The organism is Burkholderia sp. IMCC1007 (assembly GCF_027257875.1).
GTDB lineage: Bacteria > Pseudomonadota > Gammaproteobacteria > Burkholderiales > Burkholderiaceae > Burkholderia.
Window position 1 is genome coordinate 23,077 of record NZ_JAPVQY010000016.1, and the last position, 13,943, is coordinate 37,019.

The window sequence follows — 13,943 nt, forward strand, 5'->3', positions numbered from 1 at the left end:
CCCTCGTTGTACGATGACATACAACGACATCGCCAATGTGGCTCGTATGCCGTTCCCGACGAACCCAGCACTCGCGCTAGACGGACGACCAACCATGACCTCACCGCAAGAACTCAAACAGATCATCTCCCACGGCCTGCTGTCGTTTCCGCTGACGGACTTCGACGCGGACGGCAGCTTCCGCCCGACCACCTATGCCGAACGCCTCGAATGGCTCGCACCGTACGGTGCGTCCGCGCTGTTCGCGGCCGGCGGCACGGGTGAATTCTTTTCGCTCACGCAGCGCGAATATTCGGACGTGATCCGCGTCGCGACCGAGACCTGCAAGGGCAAGGTGCCGATCCTCGCCGGCGCGGGCGGCGCGACGCGCGTCGCGATCGAATATGCGCAGGAAGCCGAGCGCCTCGGCGCGAGCGGCGTGCTGCTGATGCCGCACTACCTGACCGAAGCGAGCCAGGAAGGGATCGCCGAGCACGTCGAGCAGGTCTGCCGTGCGCTGAAGATCGGCGTCGTGGTGTACAACCGCGCGAATTCGAAGCTGAACGCCGACATGCTCGAGCGCCTGGCCGACCGTTGCCCGAACCTGATCGGCTTCAAGGACGGCGTCGGCGAAATCGAGAGCATGGTCACGATCCGCCGCCGCCTCGGCGACCGCTTCGCGTACCTCGGCGGCCTGCCGACGGCCGAAGTCTACGCAGCCGCGTACAAGGCGCTCGGCGTGCCGGTGTACTCGTCGGCGGTGTTCAACTTCATCCCGAAGACGGCGATGGCATTCTACGAAGCGATCGCGAAGGACGACCACGCAACGGTCGGCCGCCTGATCGACGAGTTCTTCCTGCCGTACCTGAAGATCCGCAACCGCCGCGCGGGCTACGCGGTCAGCATCGTGAAGGCGGGCGCGAAGCTGGTCGGCCACGACGCGGGCCCGGTGCGCGCACCGCTCGTCGACCTGACCGACGCCGAAGTGGCCGAGCTGGACGTGCTGATCAAGAAGATGGGCCCGCAGTAAGCAGGCATGGCCGGCGCGGCGCCCTCTGTGGCGGCGCGGCCGGCTATCGGGTTGCCTGTTTTGCATCGCGGCCGGCTTTTTGCCGGCCGCGCGCGTTTGTGGCGACAGTCGCGCGACGCGCCCGGCCGCGCAGTGCCGCGCGCCATTCAATTCACATCTGCGCGATGACGCCGATGATCCGGTGACGCACGTTGCCGAGCCGGATCCCGGTCGCTTCGATCTGTCCCTGCACATCCGCACGCGCACGTGCATTCGACTCGGCGCCGAGAATCTGCCCCAGCACGTCGCGATCGACGACCGCATCGAAGAACCGGCCGACCGTGATCGTCGCGGACTGCTTCGCGGTGGTGAGCTGGCCGTTGGCCTGCATCAGCGCTTCGGTGCGCAGATTCTGGTCGCGCTCGTCGATGCCGCGGCGATACTCGAGCGCGAACACCAGCGCTTCCATGTCCTGCCTGAAACGGCGCACGGCGAGGCCGAACATCAGCGAATGCGCGTCCGAGCCCGTCACAGGCCGCCCCTGGTTGATCGTCACGTCGAATTCGCTGCCGCCCAGGTCGCGCTGGAATTCCAGCAGCGCATTCGCGAGCACGCGCCCTTCGCTGTACTGGCCGATCCGGCTGCGCACGGACTGCGCGACGTCGCCGATCGCCTTCCATAATCCTGCGGCGAACAGGTGATCGCCGCGCTTGCTGATGTTCATCGGGTGGCTCCTTGTTGGTCTTGTGCCAGGCTCTCAGGCTCGGCCGCGGGCCGGCCGGCCCGAGGCTTCGCTACTGTAGGAGAAATTGCGGGGAGGCGGAAGCCGGCGCCCACCCCGCCAAGGAGGGCACATCATCGAATGCATCATTTGATGCGATAATTGATGCATTGACTTTCTGGGGAGTTGCTCATGCGTACCACCTTGTCCCTCGACGACGCACTGCTCGCCAAAGCGCAGCAATTAACCGGCGTCACCGAAAAATCGGCGCTGGTGAGAGAAGCGCTGCGCGCGTTGATCGCGCGCGAAAGCGCACGACGACTCGCCCGCCTCGGCGGCACCGAGCCCGGCCTTGAATCCGTTCCACGCCGCCCATCGGAGCCCGCATGATTCTTGTCGACACTTCAGTGTGGATCGACCACCTGCGGGCCGGCGATGCAACGCTCACGACATTGCTGGAAGCTGAACGGGTGTTGATCCATCCATTCATCATCGGCGAGCTCGCGCTCGGCAGCATGCGCAATCGCCACACCGTACTGGATGCGCTGCGGGACCTTCCCACCGCGGCACCCGCAAACGACGACGAAGTCCAGCGCATGATCGATGTCGTGCCGCTTCACGGACTCGGCATCGGTTACGTCGACGCCCATCTGCTTGCCTCGGTCAGACTGACCGCCGGCAGCAAGCTGTGGACACGCGACCGGCGCTTGCTGGCCGCAGCCGAACGCCTGCAACTCGTCGCCCATCCCGCTCACTGACCGCGCGAGACCAGCGGCGTGCAAGCCGGCCATCAATGCAAAAAGCGGAGGAAGCCACCCGGCCACCTCCGCTTTCACTGATCCGCCAAGCGGCCCGGGCTTGCGCCGCGAGCCGCCGCACGCTCACTCCGCCTTGCCGTCCCGCAGACGCGGAATCGCGAGCGGATTGCTTTCCTGCAGCCCGTCGGGCAGCAGATCGTCCGGGAAGTCCTGGTAGCACACCGGCCGCAGGAAACGCGCGATCGCGGTCGCGCCGACCGACGTGACGGCCGGGTTCGACGTGGCCGGGAACGGCCCGCCGTGCACCATCGCGTCGCACACCTCGACGCCCGTCGGGTAGCCGTTGACGAGCAGACGCCCGGCCTTGCGTTCGAGGATCGGCAGCAGACGGCGCGCGAGCGGCTTGTCGTCGGCGTCGATCTGCAGCGTGGCCGTCAGCTGGCCTTCCAGCGCTTCAAGCACGCGCGCGACTTCGTCGAGATCGCGGCAGCGCACGATCAGCGATGCCGGCCCGAACACTTCGTGGCTGAACGCCGGCTCGGCCAGGAACGCCGCTGCGGCGACCTCGTACAGCGCGCCGCCCGCCTGGCATTCCGTCTGCGCCGCTTCGCCCGCGCCGATTTCGCGCACGCCCGGCAGTTCGGCCAGCTTGCCGCGGCCGTTGCGATACGCGTCGGCGATGCCGCGCGTGAGCATCACGCCGGCCGGCTTCTTCGCGAGCGCCTGCGCGGCGACGGATTCGAACCGGTCGAGATCGGGGCCATCGATCGCGAGCACGAGGCCGGGGTTCGTACAGAACTGGCCGACGCCCTGCGTCAGCGAATCGACGAAGCCGGTTGCGATCGCGTCGCCGCGCGCGGCCAGCGCGGACGGGAACAACACGACCGGATTGATGCTGCTCATTTCCGCATAGACGGGAATCGGCTGCGGGCGCGCGTTCGCGAGCTGCACGAGCGCCATGCCGCCCTGGCGCGACCCGGTGAAGCCGACGGCCTGGATCGCCGGATGGCTGACGAGTGCCGCGCCGATCACGCGGCCGGAGCCGATCAGCAGCGAGAACACGCCGGCCGGCATCCCGCATTTCGCGACGGCGGCGCGGATCGCGCGGCCGACCAGTTCGGACGTGCCGAGGTGCGCCTCGTGCGCCTTGACGATCACCGGGCAGCCGGCCGCCAGCGCCGACGCGGTGTCGCCGCCGGCCACCGAGAACGCCAGCGGGAAGTTGCTCGCGCCGAACACGACGACGGGCCCGAGCCCGACCTTCTGCAGCCGCAGGTCGGAGCGCGGCAGCGGCGTGCGCGCGGGCAGCGCGGGATCGACCGACGCGGCGAGGAAACGCCCGTCGCGCACGACGCGCGCGAACAGCCGGAGCTGGCCGACGGTGCGGCCGCGCTCGCCCTGCAGGCGTGCGACGGGCAGGCCCGTTTCGGCGTGTGCACGCTCGATCAGCGCGTCGCCGAGCGCGACGATTTCGTCGGCGATCGCTTCGAGAAACGCCGCGCGGGCCGCGAGCGGCTGCGCGCGGTAGGCGTCGAAGGCGTCGCGCGCGAGCGCGCACGCGCGCTCGACGTCGGCCTGCGTCGCGACGCCGAACGCCGGCGCGTCGATCGGCGCGCCCTTCGTCGGGTCGAACGCGCGCAAGGTACCGGCCGAGCCGGCCACCGCGTCGGCGCCGATCAGCATCTCTCCAGTCAGTTGCATGGGGTGTGCTCCGTGGTTCGGGAATGATGGGCTCATTGTAGCTCAACAGATACGATGTCTGCCGACGCTATTTCGATATTCGCGCGGTGCGCCGAACCTGGCATCGCCACCCGCGGAAGCCTTGTATGTCCGGTGTAGCCGCGCTTTTCTTCCCTTTTTGCGTCATCCTCCAAAGGGAAAACCCGAGGTTTCTGCATCCGGGCGCTGCTCATAGAATCGCAGTTATGTTATATGACGACGTACATTAAAGTGCCCAATCAAACCACCCCTCGCGATCTCCCGATCGATCTCGCCGGCACCGCGCGCCGCACCGCCGTGCGGTACTGGATCCTGGCGATGCTGTTCATCGTCACGACGCTCAACTATGCGGACCGCGCAACGCTGTCGATCACCGGAACGCCGATCCGCAAGGCATTCGGCATCGATCCGGTGACGATGGGCTACATCTTCTCCGCGTTCAGCTGGGCGTACGTGCTCGCGCAATTGCCGAGCGGCTGGCTGCTCGACCGCTTCGGCGCGCGGCGCGTGTATGCGACGAGCATCTTCCTGTGGTCGGCGTTCACGCTGCTGCAGAGCACGATCGGTCTCGGCGGCAGCGCGGCGTTCGCGGTAACGGCGCTGTTCGTGATGCGCTTCGCGGTCGGCATCGCCGAAGCGCCCGCGTTTCCCGCGAACGCGAAGGTCGTCGCGAGCTGGTTCCCGACCGCCGAGCGCGGCACGGCGTCGGCGATCTTCAACGCCGCGCAGTATTTCGCGGCCGTGGTGTTCTCGCCGCTGATGGCGTGGCTCACGCATGCATACGGCTGGCATCAGGTGTATCTGTGGCTCGGCCTCGCCGGCATCGCGCTCGCATTCCTGTGGTTGCGCGTGATGAAGGATCCGGCCGACCATCCGGCCGTGAACCGCGCGGAACTCGAGCATATCGAGCAGGGCGGCGGCCTCGTGCGCACGACGAGCCGGCCGGCCGCGGCGCGCAGCAACAGCACGGCGTCCGCGGGCAGTCGTGTCGCGGGCTGGTACTACGTGCGCCAGCTGCTGTCGAACCGGATGCTGCTCGGCGTCTATCTCGGCCAGTACTGCGTGAACGTGCTCACCTACTTCTTCCTCACGTGGTTCCCGATCTACCTCGTGCAGGCGCGCGGGATGTCGCTGCTGAAGGCCGGCTTCATGACGTCGCTGCCGGCGATCTGCGGGTTCCTCGGCGGCGTGCTCGGCGGGATGCTGTCGGATACGCTGATCCGTCGCGGCGTGTCGCTGACGCTCGCGCGCAAGATCCCGATCGTCGGCGGAATGCTGCTGTCGATGGTCATCATCGGCTGCAACTACGTCGACAGCGAAGTGCTCGTGATCGTGCTGATGGCCGTGTCGTTCTTCGGCAAGGGGATCGGCTCGCTCGGCTGGGCGGTCGTCGCGGACACCGCGCCGAAGGAGGCGATCGGCCTGTCGGGCAGCCTCTTCAACATGTTCGGCAACACGGCCGGCATCGTCGCGCCGATCGCGATCGGCTACCTGGTCGGCGCGAGCGGCTCGTTCAACGGCGCACTCGTGTTCGTCGGGCTGAACGCGCTCGTCACGGTGTTCAGCTATCTCGTGATCGTGAAGGACATCAAGCGCGTCGAGCTGCGTCATCGCGACGCGTGAGTGTCGGCGGGAAAGGGAAGAAGACGACGGGAGCCGCGCATGAGCGCGGCCGCCGTTCTTGCATCGATCAGGGCACCGAATGCGCAACGCGCGGCATGTCGTGCGCGCGGCGGGTCCGGCGCCGCCTGGCGGGATGTGTCGGGATGGCACGGGGGTGATGTAGCGCAGCGCCGGGGACGGCCTGGAAGCGGGACACACGCGCGGCACGCGCCGGCACGCTGGGCGGCGCCGGCCGGACCGGAATGCTTACCTCGCAGGTAATGCCCGGCGTGCGCAGGATTGCCTATCATCGTGGGCATGAACTCGACCACCGCCCTTCACTCCGTTCCCCCGTCCGCCGGCCGCGCGTCCGGCATCGGCCCGCTGCTGCGCACGTGGCGTCAACGCCGGCGCCTGAGCCAGATGGCACTTGCGCTCGAAGCGGGCGTGTCCGCGCGGCACCTGAGCTTCGTCGAATCGGGGCGTGCGCAGCCGAGCCGCGACATGGTGCTGCATCTCGCGGAGCGCCTCGACGTGCCGCTGCGCGAGCGCAACGCGCTGCTCGTCGCGGCCGGCTATGCGCCGCTCTTTCGCGAGCGGCCGTTTTCGGATCCGCAGCTCGAGGCGGCACGCGGCGCGGTCGAAGCGGTGCTGCGCGGCCATGAGCCCTATCCGGCGCTCGCGGTGGACCGCCACTGGACGCTGCTCGCCGCGAACCGGATGCTGGGCGCGCTGGTCGCGCAGGCCGATCCGGCGCTGCTGCAGCCGCCCGTCAACGTGCTGCGCCTGAGCCTGCATCCGGACGGCCTCGCGTCGCAGATCGTCAACTGGCACGAATGGCGCACGCATATCCTGCATCGGCTGCAACGGCAGATCGACGCGAGCGGCGACCGCACGCTGCATACGCTGCGCGACGAACTCGCCGCGTACCCGGCGCCGGCCGGGCAGCCCGATGATTCGCACGCGCGCACCGATTTCGCGGATATCGCCGTGCCGCTGCGGCTACGCACGGCGGCCGGCGAGCTGACGTTCTTCAGCACGACGACAGTGTTCGGCACGCCCGTCGACGTCACGCTGTCGGAACTGGCGATCGAGGCGTTTTTCCCGGCGAACCCGCAGACGGCGGATGCGATGCGCGCGCTGGCGGACGCGTTGCCGGCGAAGTAAGGACGATCAGCGGCGCTCGAGCGCCGGCTTCACGCGCAGCGCGAGTAGCACCGTGCCGCCGTGAACGAGCAACTCCGCATGCCGCCGCGCTGCCGCGTCGAATGCGTCACCGTGACCGACATCGCCGCCGGCTTGCTGTCGAATGCGCTCGGCCATCGATCAGAACTCGTTCTGTATCTGCTTGTAGCCGACCACCAGCGTATTGTTCGTGCGCGCAATCGTACAAGCGCTCCGGGACGGACCGCAGCGCACCGTTGGCCGGCGGCCCTGCGCCCGCCTCCGTCGCGCCGGACGGCCCGCCGCCCGGCGATCAATGACGGAGCGCGTGCTCACTCACGTATAGAGCGACGCCGCCGGCAACTCGCCCGTCAGCGCATACCGCCCGACGTCGCGCAGCCGATAGTCGAGCGGATCGTGCAGCGTATGCGTGCGCGCATTCCGCCAGAAGCGGTCGAGGCCGAGCGTCGCGGCCGTCGCACGCGCGCCGCACGCATCGAACAACGCCTCGCCATTCTCGAGCGCCGCGCGCTGCGCGACGATCTTCGCTTCCGACACGGCGAGCGCAACTTCGGCGCGTTCGTCGGCCGTCAACGCATCCTGCCGCGCCCACGCGTGCTGCAACGCGATTGCCGCGCGATCGGCCAGCGACGCGGCGGCCACGGCCTGCACGCGCATGTCGCCGAAGCGCTGCAGCGTATAGGGATCGTCGCTCGCCTGTGCGACGCCCGAATGTATCCACGGCCGGCCCTGCTGCTGCACGTAGTCGCGCGCCTCGGCGAGCGCGCCTTCCGCGAGCCCGACGAACAGGTTCGTCAGCACGAGCTGCGACACCAGCGTGCGCAGCGTCGCGCGCGGCGTCGGCGGCGCTTCGGAGCGATGCAGCACTTCGTCCGGCGCGAGCGTCACGCCGTCGAAGCGCACGCTGCCGCTGTCGGTCTGGCGCTGGCCGATCGGATCCCAGTCTTGGTTGACGGCGATCCCGTCGCGATCGGTCGGCACCACGCCGAACACGGAGCGGCCGGTTGCAGGATCGTGCGCGGACACCGTCATCCGCTGCGAACCGCGTGTGCCGGAGCAGAAGCCCTTCACGCCGTCGAGCCGGTAGCCGCCGTCCGGCGTCGCGGTGGCGACGAGCCGCGTGTCGAGCGGATTGACCGCATTGCCCCACCACCAGCGATGCTCGACCGTGCCGCGCAGATACCGTTCGCGCTGTGCCGCGCTGCCCCACACGTCGACGCTCACGACCTGCAGGATCTGGAACCCGACCAGGTGCGCGAGCGCGCTGTCGACGCGCGCGATCCGCCGGATCGTGTCGTAGATCTCGGGCCACGCGGCTTCCTGTCCGCCGAATTCGCGCGGCACGGCGAGCGTCAGCAGGCCCGCGTCGGCGAGCCACTGTTTCTCGTCGGCCGCGTGGCCGCCCGCGCGATCGCGCTCGGCGGCCGTCACGCGCAGCGCGTCGATGGCACGCGCCAGCGCCGCGGCATCGACGCCGTGCGCCCCGGTATCCGGCGCAAGCGTTGCCGGGCCACGTGGATCGTTCATGCGACAGGTTCCTGTTCGATGGTTTCGTGCGCAACGACCGCGGGTGACAGCGGCACGAGCGCGTCGACGCGGCGGCCGGTCAGCCGCGCCAGGATCTCGCGCCGCCAGTCGTCGTAGATCGCGCGATATTCGGCGATATCCGCGCCGAACACCTGCGCAGTATGCGCGTATTCGTCGTGCAGATAGCCGTCGAGCCGCGCCTGCGTTTCCTCGTCGGCGGCGATCACGCGGTCGATCAGCGCATCGCGTTCCGCGGCCGGCAGCGCGTTCAACGTGTCGAACCACCACTGCACGATCTGCACGCGATGCCACTCCTCGTCCGGCCGGATCCGGTTCTCGCCGTGCTCGCGCATCGCGCCGTCGGCGATGCGGCCGGTCTTGCGCTGGATCCACAGCTTCGCGAGGATGTGCAGCTCGTAATGCCATTCGAACGCGAGAAAGCCGGCCACGTCGCGCACCGCGATGTCGCCGATGCGTTCCCAGTGCGCGGCGACGAGCCGCTCGACTTCCGGCAGCGGATCGCGGCCCGTCAGCTCGGTCACGCGCTCGCGGCCGATCACCGCGTGTGCGCCGTCGTCGCCGAGCTGGCGCGACAGGATCAGCTGGAAATGCGGATCGTCGCGAAACAGCGTGTCGATCGCCTTCGCGACGACCTGCACGATAAACAGGTCGTGCGACGCCATCTTCGTGTAGTAGTCGGCGACGGCAGCCAGCTCGGCGTCGTTGCGCGGCTCGCGCGGCGGCGTGGCGAGCTTGTCCGGGAAGTCGGGACGATGGCGTCGCGCGACCTCCAGAAACAGCGTTTCCTCGAATTGTCCGCTCCACTCGCGCGGCGCGCCGATGGGTAAGGTCATGGGTATCGTTCTCTCAGGGTCTTCGATGAAAAGAGCCGGCGCTCGTGGCGCCGCTCAGGTACGCCGGGTCACGTGTCGGACCAGGCGGTCGCCGGTGATTTGCACGGCGGAAACGAGGGCGATCAGGATCACGATCACGGTCGCCATCACGCTCGTGTCGAAACGTTGATAGCCGTAGCGGATCGCGAGATCGCCGAGGCCGCCCGCGCCGACGGCGCCCGCCATCGCGGTCGAGCCGATCAGCGCGACGACGGTGATCGTGAAGCCGCCGAGCATGCCGGGCAGCGCTTCGGGCAACAGCACGTGCCATACGATGTGGCGGCGCTTCGCGCCCATCGCGAGCGCGGCCTCGATCAGCCCGCGATCGACTTCGCGCAGGCTCACTTCGGCGATCCGCGCGAAGAACGGAATCGCGGCGATCGACAGCGGCACGACGGCCGCCCACACGCCGATCGTCGTGCCGATCAGCACGCGCGTGAACGGCAGCAGCGCGACCAGCAGGATGATGAACGGCGTCGAGCGGAACACGTTGACGAGCGCGCCGAGCACCGCGTTCACGCAGCGCCGCGCGTAGATGCCGCCGGGCGCGGTGGTCACGAGGATCACCGCGAGCGGAATGCCGAGCAGCGCGGCGATCGCGGCCGACGCGGCGACCATCGACAGCGTGTCGCGGATCGCGTCGAGCAGTTCGGGCCACCAGAGGTCAAACATAGCCGAGCACCTCCGCGTGATTCGCGTGGCGGCGCGCGCGCTCGAGCAGCGCGGCGACCGCGCCGCCGCGTGCCGCCGACGGGCCCGCTTCGTCCGCGCGCGGCGACGCCGCGATCACCAGACGCCCCTGCGCATGCCCCTGGATCCGCTCGATCCCGCCGTGCAGGAAACGCACCGAGCCGCCGAGCGCCACCGCGAGCGCGCCGACATCGGGCTCGCCGCCGCTCTCGCCCGTATAGCGGACGTCGAGCACGACCTGCGCGCCGTCGGGCAGCGCGGCCGGGTCGGGCAACGGCTGCACGCGCGCCGCCAGTTCGGCCGGCAAGTCGTGCTGCAACGTGCTAAGCAGCGCGCGCGTCGCGCCATGCTGCGGATCGCCGAACACGCGCCACACGGGGCCGATTTCGACGACCTCGCCCTGTTCGATCACCGCGACCGTGTCGCACACCGCGCGGATCACTTCCATCTCGTGCGTGATCAGCACGATCGTCAGCCCGAGACGGCGGTTGATGTCGGCGAGCAGCGCGAGGATCGATTGCGTCGTCTCCGGATCGAGCGCCGACGTCGCTTCGTCGCACAACAGCACCTCCGGATCGTGCACGAGCGCCCGCGCGATGCCGACGCGCTGCTTCTGGCCGCCCGACAGGCTCGCCGGATACGCGTCGCGCTTCGCGGCGAGCCCGACGAGGTCAAGCAGCGCCTCGACCTTGCGCATGCGCTCGGCCTTCGGCACGCCGGCGATCTTCAGCGGCAGCGCGACGTTCTCGAACACCGTCTTCGCGGACAGCAGGTTGAAATGCTGGAACACCATCCCGGTGCGGCGCCGCAACGCGACGAGGCCATCCTCGTCGAGCGCGCCGACGTCGACGCCCTGCACGCGCACGCTGCCCGAACTCGGGCGTTCGAGCCCGTTCACGAGCCGCAGCAGCGTCGACTTGCCGGCGCCGCTGCGGCCGATGATGCCGAACACCTCGCCGCGCCGCACGTCGAGCGTCACGTCGCGCAACGCGGCAGCGTGGCCGCGCGGCGTCGCGAACACCTTGCCGACGTGCGCAAGCGACACGGCCGCGCCGTCGGCCGGCGCGTGCGCTTGCTCATGCGCGTCCGCGCTCAAACCGGCACCGGCCCGCACGGCCGATGCCTCGATGAAACCCAGCGTATCGAACAATTGCGCCATCGCTTCGCTCCGTCACGTTCAGGCATGCGCGGGATGCGCGGGTTCGGCCTGCGGCGAGGCGGCCGTCCGGTACTGCGCGCCCGTATGCCACGCGGGCAGTCGCGCGCCGCCGCCGAACAGCTTCTCGCGCAGCGTCGGCGCCGGATCGTAGTCTTCCTTGTAGACGCCGCGGTTCTGCAGTTCCGGCACGACCCAGTCGACGAAATCCTCGAACGACTCGGGCATCACGGTGCGCGTCAGGTTGAAGCCGTCGATCCCGGTCTCGTCGATCCACGCCTGCAGTTCGTCCGCGACCTGCGACGGCGAACCGACGATCGGCGCATAGCGGCCGCCGAGCGACATCTGTTCGAGCATGCGGCGCACGGTCCACGTGCCGGTCGTGCTCTTGCGCGAGATCGCGTCGACGGCCGACTGGATCGAATCGGTCTTCACGTACGAGATCGGCTCGTCGAGGCCGTACTTCGCGAAGTCGATGCCGGTCGAGCTCGCGAAATGCGCGAGGCCGGCTTCGGGGCTCGCGTAGCGCCGGTACTCGTCGAACTTCTCGCGCGCGAGCAATTCGGTCTCGGCCGTCACGACGCTCACGCCGGCAAAGATCTTGATCGACGCCGGGTCGCGCCCCTGCCGCGCGGCCGCCGCGCGAATGTCGAGCGCCGCCGCGCGCGCCGCGGCCTTGCTCTGCCCGTTCACGAACACGCATTCCGCGTGACGGCCCGCGAACTCGACGCCGCGCGCGGACGAGCCGGCCTGGTACAACACCGGCGTGCGTTGCAGCGACGGTTCGCTCAGATGGATCGCATCGATCGAATAGAACGGCCCGTCGTGCTTCACGCGCCGCACCTTGCCCGGCTGCGCGAACACGCGCGCCTGCGCGTCGCGGATCACCGCATCGTCGTCCCAGCTCTGTTCCCACAGCTTGTAGACGACGTCCATGTAGTCGTCGGCGCGCTCGTAGCGGTCGTCGTGGCCGATCTGCTGCGCGAGGCCCATCCCGCGCGCGGCGCTGTCGAGGTAGCCGGTCACGATGTTCCAGCCCACGCGCCCTTTCGTCAGATGATCGAGCGTCGACATGCGGCGCGCGAACAGGTACGGCGGCTCGTAGGTCAGGTTCGCGGTCACGCCGAAGCCGAGATGCCGCGTGACCTGCGCCATTGCCGGCACGAGCAGCAGCGGATCGTTGACCGGCACCTGCACCGACTCGCGCAGCGCGGCGTCGGGGCCGCCGCCGAACACGTCGTACACGCCGACGATGTCCGCGAGAAAGATCCCGTCGAACTTGCCGCGTTCGAGCGTCCGCGCGAGATCGGCCCAGTAGTCGAGATCGGTGTAGTGCGCGGAGCGGTCGCGCGGATGCGTCCACAGCCCGTGGTTGATGTGCCCGACGCAGTTCATGTTGAACGCGTTGAGCAGGATCTTCTTGCGGTTCGCCGTCGTCATGCCGCCTCCGTCACCACGCGATCGCATACAGCGAGCCGAACGCGTTGTCGAGCGCACGGCGCACGGCCGGCGAGTGCTGGTAGATCGAGATGAACTTGCGGATGCGCGGATCGTTCGCGCTCTCGGGCCGCACGACCCACTGGATCGCGAAGTTCTTGTTCTCGGTGCCGTCGAACAGCAGCGCGCTGTTCGGGTCCGTCGTGCCGGCGAGCTTGATGAAGCTCGGGTAGCCCTGCGCGAGATCGACGTCGTCGAGCGAACGCGCGAGCTGCGACGCTTCGAGCGGGATGATCTTCAGGTGCTTCGGGTTCGACACGATGTCATGCGTGGTCGCACGGTAGTCGGCGCCCGGCTTCAGCGTGATGAGCCCCGCGCGCTGCAGCAGCAACAGCCCGCGCCCGCCGTTCACCGGATCGTTCGCGATCGCGACGCGCGCGCCGTCCTTCAGCTCGGCGAAGCTCTTCACCTTCTTCGAATAGAGGCCGATCTTCATGATCGTGCCGGGCGCGATCGAGATGAAGTTGTAGCCGCCCTGCTTCTTCGCGTTCTCGAGAAACGGGATGTGCTGGAAGTAGTTGACGTCGATGTCCTTGTTCGCGAGCGCCGCGTTCGGCGTATTCCAGTCGGTGAATTCGACGATCTTCACGTCGAGGCCCTGCTCCTTCGCCTCCTTCGCGGCGATCTTCAGCGCGTCGATCTGCGGGCTGGTCGAGATGCCGACCTTCAGCGGCGCGGTGTCGGCGCGCGCGCCGTTCGGCAGCACGAAGCCGAACGACACGGCGAGCAATGCGGCCGCCAGCAGACGGGCCGGCCGGGTCAGTCGTGCAATGCGGCCGGAGGAAAAGCGGGCGGTAAAAACGGGATGCAGCATGGAACCACTCTCCTGTGCAAAGACGGTATCGACGGATGAGCGACGCCGCGGCGAACGCGCGGGCGTTCTCCGGACTGTCGTCGTCGCATCGGAAAAGGATCAGCCGATGATAGAGAGCGGCGGGAGGGCGGTCTACGAAGCGATTGTGCGAAGAAAATCGCGCGCGGCGATATGGCGCGCAAATCGACGCGCGATCGGCGGACGACCGGGGCGTGATCACGCTCCATGGGGGCGCCCGGCCGGCCATCTGGCCGAAATCTCGGCCTGGGCGCCGGGCCGATTCCGAGATCTCAGCCAGGGCGCGGCGACGTACCTTTCCGCAGACGAAATAAATCCGTTATGAATCAATTAATTAGAAACATTACGGCGGGCCGGAAATTCTGGCACGGGGGT

General features: G+C 68.6%; 14 protein-coding genes. 5 read left to right on the plus strand and 9 right to left on the minus strand.

Annotated features, from left to right (window positions below):
• The first annotated feature begins 94 nt into the window (after window positions 1-94).
• Window positions 95-1,009 carry a 5-dehydro-4-deoxyglucarate dehydratase gene (gene kdgD, locus O1Q03_RS16380; protein WP_269504723.1) on the plus strand — a complete coding sequence of 305 codons (915 nt, stop codon included), beginning with the start codon at window positions 95-97 and terminating at the stop codon, window positions 1,007-1,009.
• Between the two features lie 151 nt (window positions 1,010-1,160).
• Here the strand turns inward: kdgD and O1Q03_RS16385 are convergent, their stop codons facing one another.
• Window positions 1,161-1,712 carry a hypothetical protein gene (locus tag O1Q03_RS16385; protein ID WP_269504724.1) on the minus strand — a complete coding sequence of 184 codons (552 nt, stop codon included), beginning with the start codon at window positions 1,710-1,712 and terminating at the stop codon, window positions 1,161-1,163.
• Between the two features lie 189 nt (window positions 1,713-1,901).
• On the opposite strand from O1Q03_RS16385, the gene O1Q03_RS16390 reads away from it, so the two are divergent.
• Together O1Q03_RS16390 and O1Q03_RS16395 are read left to right on the plus strand one after the other, a co-directional pair.
• Window positions 1,902-2,099: a type II toxin-antitoxin system VapB family antitoxin gene (locus tag O1Q03_RS16390; protein WP_175835091.1), complete on the plus strand. Its 198-nt coding sequence runs from the start codon at window positions 1,902-1,904 to the stop codon at window positions 2,097-2,099.
• Window positions 2,096-2,467 (plus strand): type II toxin-antitoxin system VapC family toxin, encoded by a 372-nt coding sequence (locus O1Q03_RS16395; protein ID WP_269504726.1) that lies wholly within the window; start codon window positions 2,096-2,098, stop codon window positions 2,465-2,467. Before O1Q03_RS16390 ends, O1Q03_RS16395 begins: the two co-directional genes overlap by 4 nt.
• Window positions 2,468-2,590: 123 nt before the next feature.
• Here the strand turns inward: O1Q03_RS16395 and O1Q03_RS16400 are convergent, their stop codons facing one another.
• Window positions 2,591-4,168, minus strand: a complete 1,578-nt coding sequence (locus tag O1Q03_RS16400; protein WP_269504727.1) for an aldehyde dehydrogenase (NADP(+)) — start codon at window positions 4,166-4,168, stop codon at window positions 2,591-2,593.
• Window positions 4,169-4,417: 249 nt separating this feature from the next.
• On the opposite strand from O1Q03_RS16400, the gene O1Q03_RS16405 reads away from it, so the two are divergent.
• Complete coding sequence (locus tag O1Q03_RS16405; protein WP_269504844.1) at window positions 4,418-5,809, plus strand: MFS transporter; 1,392 nt, start codon at window positions 4,418-4,420, stop codon at window positions 5,807-5,809.
• A 297-nt stretch (window positions 5,810-6,106) separates the two neighbouring features.
• Window positions 6,107-6,955, plus strand: a complete 849-nt coding sequence (locus O1Q03_RS16410; RefSeq protein ID WP_269504728.1) for a helix-turn-helix domain-containing protein — start codon at window positions 6,107-6,109, stop codon at window positions 6,953-6,955.
• Window positions 6,956-6,961: 6 nt separating this feature from the next.
• Here the strand turns inward: O1Q03_RS16410 and O1Q03_RS16415 are convergent, their stop codons facing one another.
• The 7 genes from O1Q03_RS16415 to O1Q03_RS16445 all read right to left on the minus strand — a co-directional run bounded on the left by O1Q03_RS16415 (window position 6,962) and on the right by O1Q03_RS16445 (window position 13,550).
• Entirely contained in the window at window positions 6,962-7,111 is a 150-nt protein-coding gene (locus O1Q03_RS16415; protein WP_269504729.1) for a hypothetical protein, read from the minus strand.
• 177 nt (window positions 7,112-7,288) lie between these two features.
• Complete coding sequence (locus O1Q03_RS16420) at window positions 7,289-8,500, minus strand: acyl-CoA dehydrogenase family protein (protein WP_269504730.1); 1,212 nt, start codon at window positions 8,498-8,500, stop codon at window positions 7,289-7,291.
• Window positions 8,497-9,354: a hypothetical protein gene (locus O1Q03_RS16425; protein ID WP_269504732.1), complete on the minus strand. Its 858-nt coding sequence runs from the start codon at window positions 9,352-9,354 to the stop codon at window positions 8,497-8,499. The genes O1Q03_RS16420 and O1Q03_RS16425 overlap by 4 nt, the downstream gene beginning before the upstream one ends.
• A 54-nt stretch (window positions 9,355-9,408) precedes the next feature.
• Window positions 9,409-10,065: a methionine ABC transporter permease gene (locus O1Q03_RS16430; RefSeq protein WP_269504734.1), complete on the minus strand. Its 657-nt coding sequence runs from the start codon at window positions 10,063-10,065 to the stop codon at window positions 9,409-9,411.
• Window positions 10,058-11,242, minus strand: a complete 1,185-nt coding sequence (locus O1Q03_RS16435) for a methionine ABC transporter ATP-binding protein (protein ID WP_269504735.1) — start codon at window positions 11,240-11,242, stop codon at window positions 10,058-10,060. Before O1Q03_RS16435 ends, O1Q03_RS16430 begins: the two co-directional genes overlap by 8 nt.
• 18 nt (window positions 11,243-11,260) lie before the next feature.
• Window positions 11,261-12,679 carry an LLM class flavin-dependent oxidoreductase gene (locus O1Q03_RS16440; RefSeq protein ID WP_269504736.1) on the minus strand — a complete coding sequence of 473 codons (1,419 nt, stop codon included), beginning with the start codon at window positions 12,677-12,679 and terminating at the stop codon, window positions 11,261-11,263.
• A gap of 10 nt (window positions 12,680-12,689) precedes the next feature.
• Complete coding sequence (locus O1Q03_RS16445; RefSeq protein WP_269504738.1) at window positions 12,690-13,550, minus strand: MetQ/NlpA family ABC transporter substrate-binding protein; 861 nt, start codon at window positions 13,548-13,550, stop codon at window positions 12,690-12,692.
• Window positions 13,551-13,943 lie beyond the last annotated feature (393 nt).

Coding starts and splice junctions, on each gene's coding strand:
- kdgD (WP_269504723.1), top strand. CDS start 95: ATGACCTCACCGCAAGAACTCAAACAGATCATCTCCCACGGCCTGCTG.
- O1Q03_RS16385 (WP_269504724.1), bottom strand. CDS start 1,712: ATGAACATCAGCAAGCGCGGCGATCACCTGTTCGCCGCAGGATTATGG.
- O1Q03_RS16390 (WP_175835091.1), top strand. CDS start 1,902: ATGCGTACCACCTTGTCCCTCGACGACGCACTGCTCGCCAAAGCGCAG.
- O1Q03_RS16395 (WP_269504726.1), top strand. CDS start 2,096: ATGATTCTTGTCGACACTTCAGTGTGGATCGACCACCTGCGGGCCGGC.
- O1Q03_RS16400 (WP_269504727.1), bottom strand. CDS start 4,168: ATGCAACTGACTGGAGAGATGCTGATCGGCGCCGACGCGGTGGCCGGC.
- O1Q03_RS16410 (WP_269504728.1), top strand. CDS start 6,107: ATGAACTCGACCACCGCCCTTCACTCCGTTCCCCCGTCCGCCGGCCGC.
- O1Q03_RS16415 (WP_269504729.1), bottom strand. CDS start 7,111: ATGGCCGAGCGCATTCGACAGCAAGCCGGCGGCGATGTCGGTCACGGT.
- O1Q03_RS16420 (WP_269504730.1), bottom strand. CDS start 8,500: ATGAACGATCCACGTGGCCCGGCAACGCTTGCGCCGGATACCGGGGCG.
- O1Q03_RS16425 (WP_269504732.1), bottom strand. CDS start 9,354: ATGACCTTACCCATCGGCGCGCCGCGCGAGTGGAGCGGACAATTCGAG.
- O1Q03_RS16430 (WP_269504734.1), bottom strand. CDS start 10,065: ATGTTTGACCTCTGGTGGCCCGAACTGCTCGACGCGATCCGCGACACG.
- O1Q03_RS16435 (WP_269504735.1), bottom strand. CDS start 11,242: ATGGCGCAATTGTTCGATACGCTGGGTTTCATCGAGGCATCGGCCGTG.
- O1Q03_RS16440 (WP_269504736.1), bottom strand. CDS start 12,679: ATGACGACGGCGAACCGCAAGAAGATCCTGCTCAACGCGTTCAACATG.
- O1Q03_RS16445 (WP_269504738.1), bottom strand. CDS start 13,550: ATGCTGCATCCCGTTTTTACCGCCCGCTTTTCCTCCGGCCGCATTGCA.